The sequence below is a fragment of the Psychrobacillus sp. FSL K6-2365 genome (assembly GCF_038003165.1).
Classification (GTDB): domain Bacteria; phylum Bacillota; class Bacilli; order Bacillales_A; family Planococcaceae; genus Psychrobacillus; species Psychrobacillus psychrodurans.
On the sequence record NZ_JBBOOO010000001.1, the window covers coordinates 1,801,438 to 1,822,220 of the forward strand.

19 protein-coding genes are annotated in these 20,783 nt (G+C 35.8%); 15 read left to right on the forward strand and 4 right to left on the reverse strand.

From position 1 onward, the window contains the following. Window positions 1–6: 6 nt before the first annotated feature. The 3 genes from gltD to hisF all read left to right on the forward strand — a co-directional run bounded on the left by gltD (window position 7) and on the right by hisF (window position 2,974). A complete protein-coding gene (gene gltD, locus MKY29_RS08570) occupies window positions 7–1,491 on the forward strand; it encodes a glutamate synthase small subunit (protein ID WP_340879522.1) in 1,485 nt (494 codons plus the stop codon). Between the two features lie 93 nt (window positions 1,492–1,584). Further along, window positions 1,585–2,196, forward strand: coding sequence for an imidazole glycerol phosphate synthase subunit HisH (hisH, locus tag MKY29_RS08575; RefSeq protein ID WP_340879523.1), 612 nt, complete (start codon window positions 1,585–1,587; stop codon window positions 2,194–2,196). Window position 2,197: 1 nt separating this feature from the next. Further along, window positions 2,198–2,974, forward strand: a complete 777-nt coding sequence (gene hisF / locus MKY29_RS08580) for an imidazole glycerol phosphate synthase subunit HisF (protein ID WP_340879524.1) — start codon at window positions 2,198–2,200, stop codon at window positions 2,972–2,974. Window positions 2,975–3,284: 310 nt separating this feature from the next. Here hisF and MKY29_RS08585 read toward each other — a convergent pair whose 3' ends face one another. The 4 genes from MKY29_RS08585 to MKY29_RS08600 form a co-directional block, all read right to left on the reverse strand. Next, window positions 3,285–3,947 (reverse strand): HAD family hydrolase, encoded by a 663-nt coding sequence (locus MKY29_RS08585; RefSeq protein ID WP_093494708.1) that lies wholly within the window; start codon window positions 3,945–3,947, stop codon window positions 3,285–3,287. A gap of 273 nt (window positions 3,948–4,220) precedes the next feature. Beyond that, window positions 4,221–4,853, reverse strand: a complete 633-nt coding sequence (locus MKY29_RS08590; RefSeq protein WP_090563504.1) for a spore coat protein — start codon at window positions 4,851–4,853, stop codon at window positions 4,221–4,223. 288 nt (window positions 4,854–5,141) lie between these two features. Beyond that, window positions 5,142–5,714: a hypothetical protein gene (locus MKY29_RS08595; protein WP_340879525.1), complete on the reverse strand. Its 573-nt coding sequence runs from the start codon at window positions 5,712–5,714 to the stop codon at window positions 5,142–5,144. Continuing rightward, entirely contained in the window at window positions 5,711–6,277 is a 567-nt protein-coding gene (locus tag MKY29_RS08600) for a DUF1273 domain-containing protein (protein ID WP_340879526.1), read from the reverse strand. The genes MKY29_RS08595 and MKY29_RS08600 overlap by 4 nt, the downstream gene beginning before the upstream one ends. 170 nt (window positions 6,278–6,447) lie before the next feature. Between MKY29_RS08600 and ric the strand changes: the two genes are divergently transcribed. The 12 genes from ric to MKY29_RS08660 all read left to right on the forward strand — a co-directional run bounded on the left by ric (window position 6,448) and on the right by MKY29_RS08660 (window position 20,597). Next, window positions 6,448–7,146: an iron-sulfur cluster repair di-iron protein gene (gene ric, locus MKY29_RS08605; RefSeq protein WP_340879527.1), complete on the forward strand. Its 699-nt coding sequence runs from the start codon at window positions 6,448–6,450 to the stop codon at window positions 7,144–7,146. 111 nt (window positions 7,147–7,257) lie between these two features. Continuing rightward, window positions 7,258–8,037: a molybdate ABC transporter substrate-binding protein gene (modA, locus tag MKY29_RS08610; RefSeq protein ID WP_093494713.1), complete on the forward strand. Its 780-nt coding sequence runs from the start codon at window positions 7,258–7,260 to the stop codon at window positions 8,035–8,037. Further along, the gene (gene modB, locus MKY29_RS08615) at window positions 8,018–8,701 is read left to right on the forward strand and encodes a molybdate ABC transporter permease subunit (protein WP_093494714.1); all 684 of its coding nucleotides are present in this window, start codon (window positions 8,018–8,020) and stop codon (window positions 8,699–8,701) included. The genes modA and modB overlap by 20 nt, the downstream gene beginning before the upstream one ends. Window positions 8,702–9,103: 402 nt before the next feature. Beyond that, entirely contained in the window at window positions 9,104–12,778 is a 3,675-nt protein-coding gene (locus MKY29_RS08620; protein ID WP_241600270.1) for a nitrate reductase subunit alpha, read from the forward strand. Next, window positions 12,768–14,312 (forward strand): nitrate reductase subunit beta, encoded by a 1,545-nt coding sequence (narH, locus tag MKY29_RS08625; RefSeq protein WP_340879528.1) that lies wholly within the window; start codon window positions 12,768–12,770, stop codon window positions 14,310–14,312. The genes MKY29_RS08620 and narH overlap by 11 nt, the downstream gene beginning before the upstream one ends. Continuing rightward, complete coding sequence (gene narJ, locus MKY29_RS08630) at window positions 14,305–14,880, forward strand: nitrate reductase molybdenum cofactor assembly chaperone (RefSeq protein ID WP_340879529.1); 576 nt, start codon at window positions 14,305–14,307, stop codon at window positions 14,878–14,880. Before narH ends, narJ begins: the two co-directional genes overlap by 8 nt. Beyond that, the gene (gene narI, locus MKY29_RS08635) at window positions 14,867–15,553 is read left to right on the forward strand and encodes a respiratory nitrate reductase subunit gamma (RefSeq protein ID WP_090561603.1); all 687 of its coding nucleotides are present in this window, start codon (window positions 14,867–14,869) and stop codon (window positions 15,551–15,553) included. The genes narJ and narI overlap by 14 nt, the downstream gene beginning before the upstream one ends. Before the next feature lie 48 nt (window positions 15,554–15,601). Continuing rightward, window positions 15,602–16,060 (forward strand): GAF domain-containing protein, encoded by a 459-nt coding sequence (locus MKY29_RS08640; protein ID WP_340879530.1) that lies wholly within the window; start codon window positions 15,602–15,604, stop codon window positions 16,058–16,060. A 41-nt stretch (window positions 16,061–16,101) separates the two neighbouring features. Then, a complete protein-coding gene (locus tag MKY29_RS08645; protein ID WP_445677891.1) occupies window positions 16,102–17,112 on the forward strand; it encodes a sensor histidine kinase in 1,011 nt (336 codons plus the stop codon). 4 nt (window positions 17,113–17,116) lie between these two features. After that, complete coding sequence (locus MKY29_RS08650; protein ID WP_090561599.1) at window positions 17,117–17,764, forward strand: response regulator; 648 nt, start codon at window positions 17,117–17,119, stop codon at window positions 17,762–17,764. Between the two features lie 18 nt (window positions 17,765–17,782). After that, window positions 17,783–18,307, forward strand: a complete 525-nt coding sequence (locus MKY29_RS08655; protein WP_340879532.1) for a hemerythrin domain-containing protein — start codon at window positions 17,783–17,785, stop codon at window positions 18,305–18,307. A gap of 775 nt (window positions 18,308–19,082) precedes the next feature. Further along, complete coding sequence (locus MKY29_RS08660; protein WP_340879533.1) at window positions 19,083–20,597, forward strand: nitrate/nitrite transporter; 1,515 nt, start codon at window positions 19,083–19,085, stop codon at window positions 20,595–20,597. Window positions 20,598–20,783 lie beyond the last annotated feature (186 nt).

The window sequence follows — 20,783 nt, forward strand, 5'->3', positions numbered from 1 at the left end:
ATACTAATGGGAAAACCTACAGGATTTATGGAATATAAGCGTGAAAAAGGTAAAGAGGTGGCCCCTCTCAAACGTATTAATAACTGGAAGGAATACTCAGCTAAATTAACTGATGAGTCTCTACAAAAGCAAGGCGCAAGATGTATGGACTGCGGGACTCCGTTTTGTCATATGGGAATAGAGGTAAGGGGTGCGACTTCAGGTTGTCCTATTAATAACTTGATTCCCGAATGGAATGATTTAGTATACAAAGGACAATGGAGAGAAGCGCTTGAGCGTTTACAAATGACAAATAATTTTCCGGAGTTTACTGGAAGAGTCTGTCCTGCACCATGCGAAGGTTCGTGTACTTTGGCTATTTCAGATCCAGCAGTTTCCATAAAAAATATTGAGCGCACTATTATCGATAAAGGATTTGAGAATGGATGGATAGCCCCTAGAATTCCTATATCGAGAACTGGTAAGAAGATTGCTATTATCGGCTCTGGCCCTGCTGGTCTTGCAAGTGCAGATGACCTCAATCAGGCAGGTCATTCTGTTACAGTTTTCGAACGTGCAGACCGAGCGGGGGGACTTCTCATGTATGGGATTCCAAATATGAAACTGGAAAAAGATATTGTTGAACGTCGAATTCAATTGCTCCAGCAAGAAGGAATTGATTTTGTACTTAATACAGAAGTTGGGGTGGATATCTCAGCCGACTATTTAAAGGAACAGTACGATGCAGTAATCTTGTGTATTGGAGCTCAAAAACAACGTGTTCTTCACATGGAGGGTAACGAATCTAAAGGAATACATCTTGCGATGGATTATCTTACTACGACTACTAAAAGTTTGTTAGATTCAAATTTTAAGGATGACCAGTTTATCAATACAAAAGGTAAAGATGTCATAGTTATTGGTGGAGGAGATACGGGTGCCGATTGTGTGGCGACGGCCCTTCGACAAAAGTGCCGTAGTGTAGTTCAATTTGGTAAGCATCCACAACTTCCATTAACACGTGCGGAAGATAATCAATGGCCAACTGACCCAACTATTTTTAAACTAGAATATGCTTACGAAGAAGCTGATGCAAAGTTTGGAAAAGATCCAAGAGAGTATTTAATTCAAACGAAGAAAATCATCGCGGATGCAAATGGCAATTTAAAAGAATTGCATACCATTCAAATGGAAAAAATTCTTGGTGAAGATGGGTTCTACTTTTTTAAAGAAGTGCCAGGTACAGAAAAAGTATGGCCTGCTCAGTATGTATTTATCGCTATTGGCTTTGAAGGAGCAGAAACTACTTTAGCAGACCAATTAGGTGTACGAATTACCAATAAAAAGATTGCTGCATCTTCAAAAGACTACTTAACAAACGTTGAGGGAGTCTTTACAGCTGGTGATGCAAGAAGAGGACAAAGCCTAATTGTTTGGGCTATTAAAGAAGGCCAAGAAGTAGCTAAACGAGTAGATGAATATGTTAGTAAAAAACCGGTCATAGTCTCATGACCGGTTTTTACTGTGCTAGCGAACTAAAGTTTTTGTTCCGTTTTTGCCCATAAGATGTCATAATAGTTACATAACGAATATGGAGGCAATAACATGATTGGTATTATAGATTATGGTGCAGGAAATTTACATAGTGTATTAAAAGCAATTAAACAACTTGGATATGAAACGAAACTCATAACGGGAGACAGTGATCATACTGATGAGATTTCAAAGATTATACTCCCTGGTGTTGGAAACGCAAAAGTGGCTATGGATGTTTTAAATAGTACAGGCCTAAGTGATTATCTTAAAGTGAGGGTTTCTAAAGGGGTTCCATTATTGGGTATTTGTCTTGGTATGCAACTTTTATTAGAAACGAGCGAAGAAGGGAATGTTCCTTGTCTAGGATTACTCAAAGGAGCTGTACCTGAATTTACCGATGAATCGGAGAAAATTCCACATATGGGTTGGAATCAAGTGAAAGATATTCAAAGTCATTTTCTATTTGAAAATATTCCAGATGAAACGGACTTTTACTTTGTTCATTCCTATTTTGCGAAACCAGAGTTACAGGAAGAAATATTAGGTGAAACAAATTATGGTATTAATTTTGCTTCGGTTATTGGTAATTCACAAGTGATGGGTGTACAATTTCATCCTGAAAAAAGTGGTAAGTATGGTATTCAGCTTTTAGATAATTTCTGCAAGCAAGGAGGTAAATAATATGCTTAGAAAACGAATTGTACCAGCCATTGATGTATTAAATGATCAAGCAGTCAAGTATGTACAGTTTAGAAACCCTACTATTATAGGTGATCCCGCAGAGCTTGGAAAAAAATATACCGAAGATGGTGCTGATGAATTAATCTATCTCGATACTACGGCATCCTTGAAAAACCAAGATTTAAAACTGGAATGGATACAGCGTGTCGCTGAACAAGTAAATATTCCATTTTCCGTAATCGGTGGTGTGCGTACGGTAGAAGATTTCAAAAATTTACTACGAGCTGGGGCAGATAAGGTAGGGGTAAACTCAGCTGCAGTAATGCGTCCTGAGTTACTTAAAGAAGCAGCAGATATTTACGGCAAACAATGTGTCGTATTAGGCTTAGATGCCATGCCAATTTATAATGATGAAGGGGAGATTGTTAGGTGGGAAGTTTACACTCATTCTGGCCATGAGAAAACCGGATTGGATGTTGTTGAGTGGGCACAGCAAGCCGCTGACTTAGGTGCTGGAGAAATAATTTGTACGAGTATCCACAAAGACGGCATGAAAAACGGCTATGATGTAGAACTAATAAAGTTATTATCTGAAAAAGTAAATATCCCAATAATCGCTTCAGGTGGAGCAGGAAAAATCGAACATATTGAGGAAGTCTTCTCTGAGGGGAAAGCAGATGCGGCTTTAGTTGCATCTATGATTCATTACGGTGATTATACAATTGGAGAGATCAAATCTTATTTGCAAACTAAAAATGTGAATGTACGACTTACTTAATAGAAGAAATGACTTAGTCTTTACTGAGACTAAGTCATTTCTTCTGGCTTGAATTTTTAGATGAATGTTGGTGGGGAAATGTTGAATCGCTAGAATGTTTGGGAGAACCACTAGAATGTGTTTGAGAATCGCTCGAATGTTTGAGAGAATCACTCGAATGTTTGGGAGAATCACTAGAATGTGTATGAGAATCGCTAGAATGTTTGGGAGAATCACTAGAATGTGTTTAAGAATCGCTCGAATGTTTGAAAGAATCACTAGTATAGGTTTAAGAATCGATCAATAAGACCAGCAGATTCTGAAGGCTATCTTATTCGATTATCTCCCATCCACGTTCAGTAGCCAGTTTCCGTAGTTTCTCCTCAGGTTTAACTGCTACAGGATTACCCACTAACTTTAAAACAGGCAAGTCTGAAAAACTATCGCCATATGCATAACTATTTTCCCAGTCTATCTGATGACCACTCAATACTTCATGGACCTTCAATGTTTTTTGTTCGCCATTTATATGGTTAATAATATTTTTGGTATAAACTTTTTCATCCTTATACAAAATATCAGTTCCTATTATCCGATTGAACACAAGTCCGTCTGTCACCCGCTCTAAAAATTGTGTGTAAGCTCCAGATACTAGTAATATGTGAAGATTCTCTTCTTGATGAAGTTTTAGTCTATCCAACACTTTTTGGTTAAAATCCTGTTGCATGACACCTTTGATTTCCTCGAAATATGCATCCATTTCCTGTTTTGAAAGACCTTCGAAAGCTTCTAAATATAATTGCATAGAACGTCTTTTCATCCTGCTAGCTGGATATAGTTTAAGTTTATTTGCTATGTATGGCGGAACAATTGCACGATAAAAGCTTTTATATGAAGATTGATAGATAGGGTGTTCTTTTAGATGTTTCATTAGTATTGTAAATGTTTCTTCTTCGTAGAGAGTTCCATCAAAATCAAATATAGCTACTCGCATAAATTCCACCCTTTTCTCAAGTAATAATTTATATAATTATTATACATGAATCAATTTCATAAAAGGATATAAAATAGTGAGATCCGAACAACGATGATTTTTGCTCTGGAAGGGCGCTTTCCGCGGGCACGGTTTCAATCTCCTCATTACTACGTTTCTAGGGGGCTTTTAGCTCTCACTATTCCCAAATTGCGATATTACGTAAGTAATTATGAATTGACTCACATGAATAATTAAAAAATCGCCCCAAACTAACGGGGCGAGATTTATAATTTAGCTCATCATTTTGCCTTGTGCTGGTGCATAAGCGTTCAAGATTGCCTGCATACTTTGTTCGTCTAGTTGTGGGACTTGATAATAATGATGTTTATTTTGATAAATGGAAAGCTCATAAGCCATTTCAATACAGTTTGGAATTGAGTCTGCAAGTACACGGCGGACAACTGGATTGGTTGTTTCTAATGCTGCGGTAGTTTTAGCAGTGGCAGAGGCTTTAGCAGCATCAAGAAGATAACCTGAAATTATCTCATCCGAAAGCTCATTTGCAGATTGGATTGGTTTTTTTGGCTGTGAAGGTTTGATGCCATATATAAAATCGTTTCCTGTTTGCATTTTATAGCTAGTTGTGGGATGTGACGGATCTTTACCGGTTTTAAAACATTCTACAGTAATATTATACTCATCTACTGCGAATGCGTATTGTCGATCTAAAATATTGAGCAATTCTTGGTCTTTGACATGTGGACGTAAAAGCGTTTTTAAATTCAAACCAGAAATAGCTGTTGAAAGTACTTCATGAACGTCAAAAACCTCATGACCACCATGATTCATATTTTGCGGTATGCTACCTGTTTGCATATTTTGATGAGTTTGCCCTTGACCTTGTCCAAATGGGTTTTGTGTCATTCCAATTTTTCCTCCTTTTAGAAAATGTGATGAAACATCCTTTATAGATTGAACAAAATGATACATAATATGCAGGGCAAAAAAAATAAAAAGACAATCCCACCTAAGTTTCTTTGGGATTGTCTGTCGATTTGAATTTAGCTCGCATGAACGAGTAGTATTACACCTTGGACAAAGTAAAAAAGAATAAGTGGTACGTAAACCCAGCCAAGTACTTAGACGTAAAGCGTCACATGTGGATTTGTCTATGTGACTAAAAATCTTTAATTGTCTAATCATTGGGATAAACTATTCGATAGTCGCGGCTAACTTAAATATTAGGGAATATAAGAATTGATACATTTCTTCGATTGAAGAGGAGTCATTGAATCCATTTAAATAATTGATAGGTAAATTTATTTCCCATAAACCTTCATTAGCTGCAAACATCATACTATATTGCATTTTCTCTGAATTATAATGCTCATCTAGAAAAGCTCTTATTTCAGCTGAATATTTTTTTTGAATATATAGCCCGAACATTGCAGTATATACTTCAAATACTTCATCGTATTCAACTGCAATTGCATCAACACTAACAATGTCCAATACTTTAGTTTCTAAAAAAGTATACTCTTGAATATTGTCTTTAAAATATGAAATAGGTGATTGTAAAAATGCTATTGATTCTTTAGATATCAGTTCATCTGTTTCTTTGTTGTATCGTTCAATAATTGCCTCGCTAAATAAGTTTTGTTGGATAACATTTAATCCTGCAGGAAGTAATTGATTTTTCTCTGCAAAATCTTTTTCCTCCTCCGTCAGTATTAATTCCTGGTCTGTTGTTTCTTCAATTTTTTTAGTGAGTTTATTTTTAATCATAGAAATTGATTCCTCTCTTCTTCTGCTATTTCTTCTGACATTACTTGAAGGTCGTATGCATCTATAACGATTATTCGATAATCATTTTTTTCAGCATATTGCTCAGCTAATTTTTTAATGAACTTCGGTGATCCTTCATTTTCTTCATCATAAACTAGTAACATGCCATCCGAATTTCGGACAACGAACTTATTTCTCTCGATAAACTGCCAGGGAGCTTCATACGGTTTCTTAGTCACACTAGTATGATAATCAGCTTGCATTAATAGGCGTTCATACTTTTCTTTCTTTTGTTCATTCCAATTTTTCTCTTGCTCTAAAAAAGGGGTAATAATGGCGAATTTCACATCTGGGTATTCGGCTTTTAGTTCTAGAATTAGTTCAGCACTCCAAGTTTCCACACCTTGGACGCCACCTAATATAATCCATTCTAATCCTTCGTCCAATAAAACACGTAGTTGATTTTCTATAGCTCTTTTAATAATAGGAATTCCTTTATGAGAATCATTAAATATGCCTAATTCATGTGCTTTATAACCTGTTATTAACAGTCTTTTAATCATTATATCACCCTACTTATCATAGCATGTTCCTTTACCCATATAAAATCTTATCTCGTATGACTTTAAAACGATAGAGAAAATTTTTGTAGGAAGAGGGAACTCCCTAATATTTATTTTTCTTTAACAATTTACAATTAGCTTGTAGCTAACTAAGAAGGGAATGAAGTAAAATGACTGAGTTATCCGTAGAAACAAATGTTTCAGAGATTGTAAAAGAAGTACCACAGACCGGTGATTTGTTTAGAAAACTACGTATAGATTTTTGTTGTGGAGGGAAAATACCTCTTAGAACTGCCGCAATAGATCAACATTTAGATCCAGATGAGGTTTTTGAAAAAGTGAAAAGCATTCAATCGAAACAAACAGAATATAAACAATTGCTACCAACTTCTTTAGACGAGAAAGCGTTGATCGAACATATACAAACAAAACATCATGCATATTTACGTGAAGAATTACCTTCTTTAACACCGTATATAACTAAAGTATCAAAAGTGCATGGGGAAAATCATCCTCATCTTATGAGAGTTAAAGAGATTTTCACCGTTTTAAAACGTGAGTTAATCGATCATACCGACGATGAAGATCATGTTGTTTTTCCGCTTATAAATCAATTTATAGAAAACCCAACGGAAGAACACGCAAAACAATTACAACCACATGTACTAGAATTGGAAGAAGAACACGAAAATGCAGGTAATTTACTGAAAGAACTCCGAGTAATTACCGATAATTTCACACCACCAGAAAGTGCTTGCGGTACTTTTAGATTGGTATACCAACGTCTGGAACAACTCGAAAAAGATACATTTGAACATATTCATTTGGAGAATAATATATTGTTTGAAAATGTAAGGACAGCAATTTAATAGAAAGGTCGCTATTTAGTCGAAGATACATTGACAAATATAGCGACTATTTTTATTTAGATGTATAGAAGCTATAATTATAAATATGTAGGTAAGGTAGGAGAGGATATTATGAACAAATTTATCAAAATAATCATAGCTTTCTTATTATTCGTCCCATTTTTAGTAGCCTGTTCAAATACAGCTGGAGAAGAAGCAAAAACCGAATTAGTCATTTCAACCGCTTCTAGTCTAAAGGAAGCGATGGAGGATATACAGCATACATATGAAGAAGAAAACCCTCATATTAAATTACGATTTAACTTTGGGGCTTCCGGTTCCCTCCAGCAACAAATTTCTCAGGGTGCTCCAGTAGATCTTTTTTTCTCTGCTGCGGAGGACAAACTTGATTTATTAGTGAAAGAGGGCTTAATGGATAAAAATGATGTTACTGATTTATTAGGAAATGAGTTAGTATTAATCGTTCAAAATGGTAGGAAAACAACTTTAAATAGCTTTCAAGATTTAAATAAGCAAGAAGTAGAAAAAGTTTCCATTGGAATGCCAGAAACAGTACCTGCTGGGAAATATGCAAAAGAGTCGTTACAAAATTTAGGGATTTGGAATGATATAGATTTTAAAATAGTGTTTGCTAAAGATGTTAGACAGGTACTATCATATGTTGAGACGGGGAATGTTGTAGCTGGAATCGTCTATAAAACAGATGTAATTTCTTCTAAAAAAATTAGGGTAATTGCTTCAGTGGAAGAGCAAATGCACACACCAATTATTTACCCACTTGGGATCATAAAAGATACCAAACACTATGAAGAAGCGAAAGATTTTTATGATTATCTTCAGAGTGAGAAAGGTTTAAAGGTTTTTGAAGATTATGGATTTACTATTAACTAACATTACATTAAACGAGTTTTTTAATCCTATTTGGTTATCCCTAAAAATTACTGTCATAGCCAGCGTTATTGTGATTATTTCAGGAATATTAGTAGGAAGACTTCTAGCGAGAAATTCTTTCAAGGGAAAATCGATAGTGGAAACATTGCTATTACTACCATTGGTGCTTTCCCCTACTGTTGTCGGATTTTTGTTAATTGTTATATTTGGTCGAAATAGTATTTTTGGGCAAGTGATCGAAAGGTTGTTCAACCAGCCGATAATCTTCACCTGGTGGGCGGCGGTGATCGCTTCGGTAGTAGTAGCTTTCCCTCTAATGTATCAATCTGCAAAGTCCGGATTTCAAGCAATAGATACTAACATTGAAGAGGCTGCTAGAGTTGATGGCGCTAGTGAGTGGAAGATTTTGTATTACTTGTCTATACCGCTTGCATCTAAATCACTTATGTCAGGGGCAATTTTAAGTTTTGCACGCGCGCTTGGTGAATTTGGTGCCACATTAATGTTTGCAGGTAATATACCAGGTCAAACCCAAACTCTACCTACAGCAATTTATACTGCGATAGATTCTGGAAATATGGAATTAGCTTGGCTCTGGGTTACTTCTATTATATTTATATCCTTTATCATGTTGATGATTATACAGCGTAACCAGAATTATTGAATACTATTTGAGACTTAAGCTTAATTGCTTAAGTCTTTTTTTGAATAAAAATATTATTGATTTCCGTTCTGAGATCATAGCTCATAAGGATACTAATATAGCCAATACTCTGTGTAAATGACCCATTAACGACTTAAAGTCGCCAAAAAGGATGCTACGAATGTAGCCCATAGTCAAGCAGACGGGGATAAAACCCATAAATTATCAAATATAGTCTGGAATATGCTCTCATTTTCTGTGTTCTCTACTTAGAATTTTGTGCTCTAGGGAAAACCCGGTAGTGTTTAGGACTTTCCCTAATGTCGAATATTGTCATAGTCTTTCATAATAATAGTATAAGAATGAGCAAGTAATTGATTCCCGTCATGCTAGTCATTCGAATAGGAAGGGTGATCGATACTAATGAAACGAAAATTTGGATTGAAGTATTTTAAGCCTACAGAAAAATATTCAGGAAGCTGGTCGATTCTTGAGCAAAAAAACCGAGACTGGGAAAATATGTACCGTGAACGTTGGTCACATGACAAAGTAGTTCGGACAACACACGGAGTTAACTGTACTGGTTCTTGTAGTTGGAAAGTATTTGTGAAAAACGGAATTATTACATGGGAAAATCAGCAAATAGATTATCCATCATGTGGTCCTGAAATGCCAGAATTTGAACCTAGAGGATGTCCTCGTGGAGCATCATTTTCATGGTATGAATATAGCCCATTACGTGTGAAATATCCATATATGCGAGGTCGACTATGGAGACTTTGGAAAACTGCTTTACATGAACATACAAATCCAGTGGATGCTTGGGGAAGTATTGTTGAAGATCCAGAGAAAGCATTTACTTATAAAAGAGCCAGAGGTAAGGGTGGACATGTCCGAGTTTCCTGGCAGGATGCAATGGAATTGATATGTGCACAATTGATCTATACGATTCGTAAGTATGGTCCTGATAGAATAGCTGGATTTACACCAATTCCGGCAATGTCAATGATCAGCTATGCTGCTGGTTCGAGATTTATCAGTTTACTTGGTGGGGAAATGTTAAGTTTCTATGATTGGTATGCTGATTTACCACCAGCTTCACCACAAATTTGGGGAGAGCAAACAGATGTACCGGAATCATCTGATTGGTACAATTCGGGTTATTTAATCATGTGGGGCTCAAATGTCCCATTAACTCGTACACCAGATGCCCACTTTATGACTGAGGTTCGTTATAAAGGAACAAAAGTTGTTTCGGTTGCTCCTGACCATGCAGAAAACGTGAAATTTGCAGATAACTGGCTAGCTCCACATCCTGGAACAGATGCTGCTGTTGCTCAAGCGATGACACATGTTATTTTGGATGAGTTTTACGTACAACGTAAAGAAGAAATGTTCATTAACTATGCAAAACAGTATACAGATATGCCATTTTTAATTTTATTGGATGAACATGAAGGTATTCACAAAGCTGGACGTTTCTTACGCGCAAGTGACTTTGGAGATACAACTGAGAATTCTGAGTGGAAACCTGTAATTATTGATGAAATTACATCTAAAATAATTGTACCTAATGGGACAATGGGGCAACGCTGGGAACAAGATAAAAACTGGAATCTTATTTTAGAAAATGAAGATGGAACTAGAATTGAGCCGGCAATGAGTGTTGAAAATTATGAATCAAGTCAAACAGAAATAGTTTTCCCGTTCTTTGATAATGTTGCAAATGGAACATTTAATAGACATATCCCAGCTAAACAAGTTACTTTGGCTGATGGAAGTACTCGTCTAGCAGTTACTGTATATGATTTAATGCTAAGTCAGTATGGTATCAATCGTGGGGAAAGTGAATTTAACGCAAAAGGATATGATGATGCCGAATCATTTTACACACCAGCTTGGCAAGAAAAAGTCACTGGCGTAAAAGCATCGGTAGTTGTACAAGTAGCTAGAGAATTTGCTCAAAATGCTATTGATACAGAAGGTAGATCAATGATTATTATGGGAGCGGGTATTAACCATTGGTTCAATAGTGATACAATTTATCGTTCTATTTTAAACCTAGTTATACTGACAGCGTCTCAAGGAGTTAACGGTGGAGGATGGGCCCATTATGTTGGTCAAGAGAAAGTTCGTCCTATTGAAGGCTGGAGCACTATTGCATTTGCTAAAGACTGGCAAGCACAACCGCGGCTTCAAAATGCTACTTCCTTCTTCTACTTTGCTACGGACCAATGGAAGTATGAAGAAATGGGTAATGACTCACTAAAATCTCCTCTAGCTGGAGAGCTTAAGTACCAACATCCTGCAGATTATAATGTATTAGCTGCAAGACTTGGTTGGTTGCCATCTTATCCACAGTTTAACAAAAATAGTTTACTTTTTGCTGAAGAAGCAGCGGCAAAAGGGAAAACAACAAATGAAGAAATAATAAAAACGGCATATGACCAAATCGTTTCAGGCGAAGTAAAAGGTGCAATCGAAGATCCAGACTCACCTGAAAACTTCCCAAAATCCTTATTTGTTTGGAGATCAAACTTAATTTCTAGTTCTGCCAAAGGACAAGAATATTTTATGAAGCATTTACTAGGTGCAAGTGATGGATTATTAGCGACTCCAAATGAAGATGAAAAACCTGAAGAAATAAAGTGGAGAGACGATGTAGAAGGTAAGTTGGATCTGTTAGTTTCTATTGATTTTAGAATGACAACTACTCCATTGTACTCAGATATTGTATTACCTGCTGCAACTTGGTATGAGAAAACAGATATTTCATCTACTGATATGCATCCATTTGTTCATCCGTTCAATCCGGCAGTAGACCCACTATGGGAATCACGTTCCGACTGGGATGTATACCGCTCATTAGCTCAAACATTTTCTAAAATGGCGGAATCACATTTACCAGGAGTTTATAAAGACGTAGTTACATCTCCGCTAGCACATGATTCGAAGAGTGAAATTTCTCAACCAATGGGATTAGTGAAGGATTGGAAAAAAGGTGAGGTTGAACCAGTCATTGGTAAAACTATGCCTAACTTTATAGTCGTGGAAAGAGATTATACAAAGGTTTATGATAAGTTTGTTTCGCTTGGGCCTTTAACTGAAAAAGGAAAAATCGGAGCTCATGGTGTAAGTTTCTCTGTAGCAGAAGAATACGAGGATATGAAAAAAATAAACGGGACTCATTTTGATGACACTATTAAAAACGGTCTTCCAATGATTCACTCAGCAAGACAGGCAGTAAACGCTGTACTTCACTTATCATCAGCAACAAATGGTAAGGTATCTCAAAAAGCATTTGAATCAGCAGAAAAAGATACAGGTGTGCAGCTGAAGGATATTTCTGCAGATCGTGCAGCTGAAAAAATTACGTTCCAAAATATAACTGTTCAACCAAGAGAAGTAATTCCAACACCTGTGTTTAGTGGTTCGAATAAATTAGGTCGACGATATTCACCATTTACAACAAATATAGAACGATTAGTTCCTTTTAGAACATTAACGGGTCGCCAACATTTCTATATTGATCATGAAATATTCTTGCAATATGGTGAATCGCTACCAGTTTACAAACCAACATTGCCGCCAATGGTCTTTGGTACTAAGGATAAACCTATTGTCGGTGGGAAAGATGCACTAGTTTTACGTTATTTAACACCACATGGAAAATGGAATATTCATAGTACTTATCAGGATAATTTGCATATGCTCACATTATTTAGAGGTGGACCAGTTGTTTGGATTAATAATGACGATGCAGCGGAGCATGACATTGAGGATAACGCTTGGTTAGAAGTTTATAACCGAAATGGTGTAGTTACAGCTAGAGCAGTTGTTAGTCATCGTATGCCAAAAGGAACTATGTTCATGTACCATGCACAGGATAAGCATATTAATGTACCTGGTTCTGAAATAACAGAAGAACGTGGGGGAAGTCATAACGCACCTACTAAAATTCATGTTAAACCAACTCAAATGGTCGGTGGTTACGCACAATTAAGCTATGGATTTAACTATTATGGTCCAATAGGAAACCAAAGAGATGGATACGTAGCTGTTCGTAAGATGAAGGAGGTAAATTGGCTTGAAGATTAAAGCGCAAATAGCAATGGTGATGAACCTTGATAAGTGTATAGGGTGTCATACATGTAGTGTTACCTGCAAAAGTACTTGGACAAATCGTGAGGGTGCCGAATACATGTGGTTTAACAACGTAGAAACTAAACCTGGTATTGGTTATCCTAAACGCTGGGAAGACCAAGAAGTATACAAAGGTGGATGGCAAATGCGAAATGGAAAGTTGGAACTGAAATCCGGTTCAAAGCTTTCTAAAATAGCATTAGGAAAAATTTTCTACAATCCCGATATGCCAGAAATGAAAGATTACTATGAACCTTGGACATATGACTATGAAATGTTAACAAATTCACCTGAGGTGAAGCATTCCCCTGTTGCTCGTCCAAAATCAGTAGTTACTGGTGAATATATGGATTTAGAATGGGGACCAAACTGGGAGGATGATTTGGCAGGGGCTCATATTACGGGACCTACTGATCCAAACATCCAAAAAATTGAGGAAGAGATTAAGTTCAATTTTGAACAGTCATTTATGATGTATCTACCAAGATTGTGTGAACACTGCTTAAATCCAAGTTGTGTAGCATCTTGTCCATCAGGAGCTATGTATAAACGCGAAGAAGATGGGATCGTTCTAGTTGACCAGGAAGCATGTCGTGGTTGGCGCTATTGTATGACTGGTTGTCCGTATAAAAAAGTATACTTTAACTGGAAAACAAACAAAGCAGAGAAATGTACGTTCTGTTATCCTCGTATTGAATCAGGACTTCCGACGGTTTGTTCTGAAACTTGTACAGGGCGTATTCGTTATTTAGGGGTACTATTATATGATGCAGACCGTGTACTAGAAGTAGCCTCAACCCCAGATGAGAAAGATTTGTATAAAGCACAGTGTGGAATTTTCTTAAATCCAAATGATCCTGAAGTCATTGAACAGGCAAGGAAAGATGGAATAGCAGAAGAGTGGATTGAAGGTGCACAAAACTCTCCGGTTTATAAACTAGCAATAGAATACCAGTTAGCATTCCCATTACATCCGGAATATAGAACATTACCAATGGTATGGTATGTTCCACCTTTAAGCCCTATCATGAACTATTTTGAAGGGAAAGATTCCATCAAAAATCCGGATATGATTTTCCCTGCAATTGAAGAGATGCGTACACCAATTCAATATTTAGCAAATATGTTAACAGCAGGTGATGCACCAGCGGTAAAAGGTGCTCTTCAACGAATGGCCATGATGCGCTCTTATATGCGTGCAATTTCTTCTGGTAAAGAATTTGATGAAAGTCGTTTAGAACGTGTAGGATTAACAGCACATCAAACACAACAAATGTATAGATTATTGGCAATTGCTAAATACGAAGATCGTTTCGTCGTTCCTACTTCTCATCGAGAAGGATATATGGATCCTTATCGTGCACAAGGATCAATGGGTTATGATATGGGCTGCGACGGATGTGGACCAGCTTCTCCTAACCCAACAGCAACTAAAACGGGTAAGGAAATTTATGAAGAGAACTTCTACGGAGGGATTTGGCGTGATTGATTTAGAAAAGCTATATAAACATAAACCGGCTTTCGGCTTTTTTGCGCAGCAATTAACTTATCCAGAAAAACTAACCTTTCACCCTACCCTAATCGAAGAATCATTTTCACCAAATGATCCTGCGTACGAATTAGTGAAAGCGTACTGGGATGAAATTCATACGTATAGTTTGGATGATATACAGGAACTATATGTTCAGACATTTGACTTTCAAAAAAGTGCAACATTATATATGACTTATTTTAAATTTGAGGATGCAAAAGAGAGAGGTCAAATGCTTGCGAAGTTAAAAGTAATGTATGAGATGTTTGGTTTAGATATGCCAGCAGAGGAGCTTTCCGATTTTCTACCACTTATCTGTGAATTTTTATACGCCGCAGAATGGATAGGTGATTCTAGAGCAAAAGATAGTTTTAATATTCTATTTGCTGTACTGGAAGATGGGACATATAATTTAATTGAAGCATTGGAAAAGTTTAATAGCCCATATCTCCGGCTTGTCAGAGGCTTACGAGAAACCTTCAAAGCCTGTATAGAAAGGGAGGCTGTAAATCATGAACATGATTGATCAGTTTTTATGGGTTATATTTCCGTATATTTGTATAGCAGTTTTTATTGTAGGTCATATTTTTCGATATAGAACAGATCAATTTAGCTGGACGGCAAAATCGAGTGAATTTATAGAGAAAAAACAATTAATGATTGGAAGCTTACTGTTCCATATTGGTATTATTCCGGTAATAATGGGGCATGTATCTGGGCTAGCAATACCGAAATCATGGCTTCATGCAGTTGGTGTAAATGATCACTTATACCATATTGGAGCAATTTACATTGGTGGATTCTTTGGATTTGTGACATTGGCAGGGATGATCATTTTGACATCTCGTAGATTCACAAAGTCAACTGTTCGTAAATTGAGTAGTACGTCAGATTTAATAGTAAATGTGATTTTATTATTTATCGTTTTTATGGGGATGTATGCAACGCTGGTTACAAATGCAGTTCAACCTGATTTTGACTATAGAACCTCCATTTCGGTCTGGTTTAGAAACTTATTTATCTTACAGCCAGATGCATCCTATATGTTAAATGTGCCTATGTCTTTTAAAATCCATGTAGTAACAGGGTTTTTAATATTTGCATTATGGCCATTTACTAGATTAGTTCACGTATGGAGTGTACCATTAAACTACGTAGGTAGAAGCTATATCTTATATAGAAAGAATCGATCAGAATAAAGAAAAAGGAGACTTCGGTCTTCTTTTTTATCCATAAGGGGTATTTATATGAAAAATGATATTGATTTTCAAAAAGTGATAACCGCTTTTAAAGACAAGTATGAAGTAGATTTAGTGGCATTAGCCTTTATCCAACCAGCACAGCTTGAATATGTGCTAACATGGCAGTACGCTATTGGAAATATTAATAATCGTTTGAAAAGAATTGTTCTACAATCCGGCAAAGGTATTGCAGGTCAAGTTTTTAAATCTGGAAAGCCTATGCATGTACCAAATGTCGTGACTGAGTATCCTGATAGAGATTTGTTTAATTACCCAATAATTGTTTCTGAAAAGATTAAAAGCTTTTGTGCTCTGCCACTTTATAAAAAAAATAAAGTTCAAGGAGTATTATTGTTGGGATATAGGGAAGAGGATAAGATGACGTATGAATTATTTGAAAAAATAATTTATAATATCCATATTGATTTTCCAAAATATTACGGTAAGGAGATGGCTAAGAATTGACAAATAATGCACATTCAGAGTTAGTTGATAGCTTAATAGGAATGTACGAAAACAGTTCTGAAGCCTTTTTCTTTTTTAATAAAGATAATAAATTATTACATTTGAATCCGATTGCGAGAGAAATAGTAGATACAGATGCATTAGATGCTATGTTGGAAGGTCAAGAAAGGTCTATTTGTCAAACATGTAAAGGCTATACGAATACAACAGAGTTAATTTCCTGTGAAAACTGTTATTTCTCCGATCCAAAACAAGATTTCAGTTCATTTCAAGTATATCTAGATACGAAAGATAAAGGGGTTCTTCCCTATGTAGCAAGTTTTCACACTATTGATAGTGAAAATGGAACAAAAGTACTTATCTTAAGAAATTTAACAAAGTTACTTGAAACAAGAGAATTACTATTTAAAAATACAACGATTAAGCAAATAATTAAAGCACAAGAAGACGAACGCAAAAGAATTTCAAGAGAACTTCATGATAGTGTAGCACAGGAAATATTGAGTTCATTAGTAGATTTAAGACTTATGAAATATTTGAAAAGTCCTGAGGAAGTCTCCCAGAAAGTTCAGCATATGGAAGCATCTTTAACAAGACTGCTAGATGAAATAAGGAATATGTCTGTAGAATTACGACCTTCGTCATTAGATGATCTAGGCATTGAAGCAGCACTAAGATCACATTTTAAATGGATTGAAAAAAACTATGGATTAGTTGTCCATTATACATCTGAAATCAAAGGGAAACGTTTCCTTAATGAAATGGAAACGGTTGTCTATCGAATATGCCAGGAATCAATTCTAAATGCACTAAAATATGCTGATGTGGACGAGGTTAACGTCGAACTATATGAGAAAGATGATAATTTAATATTGAAGATTGTTGATGACGGTATTGGCTTTGATACTTCACAGAGAGTGTTTAAGGGTACTGGCCTAGGATTGTTTGGTATGAAGGAAAGAGCTGAACTAGTAGGTGGTAAATTGTCTATTATGTCATCTATGGGTAAAGGGACTGAAGTTCTACTATACATCCCACTAAAGGAGCGCTAAACGAATGAAAATTGTTATTGCAGATGACCATGCAGTTGTACGAAGTGGATTTTCAATGATACTAAACTATCAAGAGGATATGGAAGTTGTTGCAACTGCTGCCGACGGAATAGAAGCACATTTGATGGTCGCAAAGCATCAACCCGACATTCTTCTCCTAGACTTGAGTATGCCACCTGGAGAGAGTGGGTTAATAGCGACTGGGAAAATTAGTGAAGACTTTCCGGATACAAAAATTCTTATTTTAACAATGTATGACGATCAGGAGTATATGTTCCATGTATTGAAAAATGGTGCTTCGGGATACATATTAAAGAATGCACCAGATGAGGAACTTTTGAGCGCTATACGCATGGTTTATAAAGGGGGAACATATATACATCCCAAAATGGCAACTTCTCTCGTAAAAGAATTCATAAAAAAAGATCAAAATATAGTAGACGACGATCCATTTAGAGTACTTTCCAAAAGAGAAATAGAGATTCTACCGTTAGTTGCAAAAGGCTATGGCAATAAAGATATTGCTGCAAAACTATTTATATCTGTAAAAACGGTAGAAGCACACAAAGCAAAAATAATGGAAAAATTAGATTTAAAAAGTCGTCCAGAGCTAGTTGAGTATGCACTGAAAAAGAAATTATTAGAATTTTAAAAAGTGAGGTCTTTAATAATGGCTAATGCTAATTTCCAAAGTCCCGTTCCAGCTATGAGAATATTAGAAAACGAACATCAATATTTAATGCACTTAATGAATGAATGGCATGCGATCGTTTTAAACTTTGAAAACGATGCATATGAGGAAATTGAAGCTCGTACAGAGTTCTCGGTGCTACGTAAGCTGTTAATCGATTTCTTAGAGCCTCTTAAAAATCATACTGATAAAGAAGAAAAGTTCTTTTTCCCGTTATTAGGGCATTATATTGGAACAGAACAAGGTCCAATAGTAACTATCGAAGCAGAGCATGAAGAAATAGATGCATATATAGGTCATTTTTTACATCATACTAGAGCAGGTATAGATCATTTAAGCCTAGATGATATGAAACGAATAGCGAAGGACGCAGGTGAAGCCTTCGAAGTGTTAATGGTTCATTTTGTAAAAGAAGAATCTGTATTGTTTCCTATGACTGATCGAGTGATGAAAGCAGTGGACCAAGATAAATTGTTAGAACAACTGAATACTTTAATTGTTTAAAATAACTCATTTCACTCTATGGGTTATTTTTTCTATTTGTATTAATTTCACTACAGAGTGATGAGAACTAAAATACACATCGATTTCCATGGACACGGGTTCAATCCCTTGTGCTTAATGGTAAACACGATGAAATACAAGTAAACACTATCCTTTGCATTCTCCCACGTGAATAGAGAACAAAACAAAAGTAATTCAATTCTACACATTCAGTCTGTGAAATGGGAAAGTAATTTGGTGAAATTATCCATTCCGCAAGTAAAAGGTAATAGTCCGCAAGTAAATATAGGCTTTGAGCAAGTAAATTCTATACGACCGCAAGTAATCCACAGATGGGAGTAAGTAATTAAAAGATGAGAGCAAGTAAAGATAAAATATGATTCAATTATTCTTAAAATATAAGAAAATAATTACTGAGTGTGGATGCGAATTACTTTTTAGTTCCTGCCAATGATATTGAAAACGCTAGAAACAGGTTTTGAACTTAATGGACCGACCTCATTTTTCCTGGTTACTATTGTTAAAATGATGGTGTTAAGTAAACAAACAATCGTATGAATACATACTTTAAACTTTAAAACAGGAGTCATTTTCAAAGAATGAGCATTCAGTAATTACCGTAAAATCAAGAAACTACATTAATATAATCTTTTTAGGGAATACCCTTGGCCGTTAAGGGGAGTCCCCTATTAGAAACTTTTCATATTTTAGTTAAAATAATAGTAGGGAATCAATACGTGAATCATTCAATACCAAATTAGAAAAGGTGATATGAATGATAAAGAAAGTCCAATTGCCGTTACAGACAATGAACTTAGTTTTAGGCTTTATGATTTGGGTAATCATTTCTTCATTACTTCCATTTATTAAGGAAGATATTGATATACCAGCTGATAAAATAGCAATATTGACTGCTATACCTGTAGTACTGGGATCTATATTACGTATACCGCTTGGTTATTATGCAAATGTAATTGGTGCAAGACTTGTATTTCTTATTAGCTTTGTACTACTAATGTTCCCCGTGTTTTATATAAGTGAAGCTTCAAGTTATATAGATTTAATAATCGGGGGTCTATTTTTAGGGGTTGGGGGAGCAGTTTTCTCTGTAGGTGTTACATCATTACCTAAATACTTTCCGAAAGAAAAACATGGTTTTGTAAATGGTATTTACGGAGCAGGAAATATAGGTACTGCTATTTCTACTTTTGCAGCTCCAATGATTGCGACTCAAATTGGTTGGTCTTTGACAGTTAAATTATATTTAATATTACTATTAGTATTTATAGTTATTAATATTTTTCTTGGAGATAAACATGAGGTGAAAGTAAAAACACCTATAATCGAACAGATTAAAGGTGTTTGGAAAAATGATAAGCTTTGGTTTTTCTCTTTATTCTATTTCATAACTTTTGGTTCGTTTGTGGCATTTACTGTTTATCTACCGAATTTCCTAGTGAGTAACTTTGAATTAGATAAAGTCGATGCAGGTTTAAGAACTGCTGGATTTATCGCAGTAGCCACAGTTTTAAGACCAGTTGGTGGGTGGTTAGGTGATAAATTTCAACCGCTATTCCTATTGATGGGGGTATTCTCTGTTTATACAATAGCTGCAATATTATTAGCTTTCTCTCCATCTATAATGCTATATACAATTGGATGTATTGTTATAGGAATTAGTGCAGGAATAGGAAATGGTGTAATATTTAAATTAGTACCATTTTATTTCAATAAACAAGCTGGTATTGCCAATGGTATTGTTTCGATGATGGGTGGTTTAGGTGGATTTTTCCCACCACTATTATTAGCGACGATTTTCTCAATAACTGGACAGTACTCAATAGGATTTATGCTACTATCTTCTGTATCTTTGGCAAGTTTAGTTTTAGTAGTATTTATGTATTATCAAGATAGATTAAAATTAGCTCAGGAAGTTTTCAAATCAACTGGTCAAGGAATTATGGTAACAAACACAGCTGGTACAATTGTTACAGTTAACCCATCGTTTACACATTTGACAGGATTTAGCGAGGAAGAAGCTATTGGGAAAACTCCTAGAATCTTGAAATCTAATCGTCAAGAAAAAGCATTTTATGATGAAATGTGGAAGTGTATTCAAAAAGATGGAATGTGGCAAGGTGAGATTTGGAATACCAAAAAAAATGGGGAAGTATTTTTGGAATGGTTAAATATTAGTGCAGTTAAAGATGAAACAGGTGAAGATGTTAGATATGTTGGAACCTTTACTGATATAACTGAACACCGGACCAACGAGGGCAACCAATCGTAAAGATAGGGGGCCTTCCCCTATTTTAAATTTAAATATGCTTTTTACTCAGTATATGTCTAGCTCCAGCGCCTAGCCCATCGAGTCGCTTTAGGATTTTAGAAAAGGCAAAGAACGCCTTTACGTAAAGTCCTTCCAGCGATAGTCGGGGCTTACATTGGCGCTTGCGCTTTTCTTAAAAGGAAGTGT